The sequence below is a fragment of the Vibrio sp. 378 genome (assembly GCF_033339435.1).
Window position 1 is genome coordinate 1 of record NZ_JAWOUO010001013.1, and the last position, 550, is coordinate 550.

Annotated in this window: 2 protein-coding genes; both read left to right on the forward strand. The window is 44.5% G+C overall.

Annotated elements, in window-relative coordinates; genetic code table 11:
* On the forward strand, positions 1 to 250 hold a 250-nt coding region (locus tag R7Q48_RS30095; RefSeq protein ID WP_318134067.1), incomplete at its 5' end, for a DUF350 domain-containing protein.
* An 8-nt stretch (positions 251 to 258) separates the two neighbouring features.
* The coding region (locus R7Q48_RS30100) for a DUF1190 domain-containing protein (protein WP_318134069.1) at positions 259 to 550 on the forward strand (292 nt) is incomplete at its 3' end.

The window sequence follows — 550 nt, forward strand, 5'->3', positions numbered from 1 at the left end:
GAGTGGCGCTTTTCTGGGTTATTGTATTGCGATTTCGGGTGCGGCAAAAAACTCAGTCAACATTGTCGACTTTATGGTTTGGGGCGTTGTTGCCATGCTTGCGCAAATCATCGCATTTGCCATCGTGCGTTTTATTTTGCTGCCAAGAGTTACTGAGCGTATCGAAAAAGATGAGCTGCCTGCAGGCATTGTACTTGCGGCGGTTTCTATATCGGTCGGCATGTTGAATGCTGCTTGTATGACGTACTAGGAGGAACGATGAAGCGCAGTTCCAACGTTAAACGTTCTTCCATGGATAAAAGCTTAAAGCTTGGAAAAATCATACCGTTCGCGGCATTTGGCGGAATTTTCTTCCTTGCGACCCAAGAATCAAAGACTGAAGGTTACATTTTTTCTGACGCTGATGAATGTAAATCCGACTCACCAGAGTTTAGTGAGCAGTGTGATATTGCTTACCAAGAGGCATTGGCTCGCGCTGAACGAAATGCTCCTCGTTATAACAACGAATTCGAATGTGAAAACGACTTTTACGAAGACGATTGTTACTACA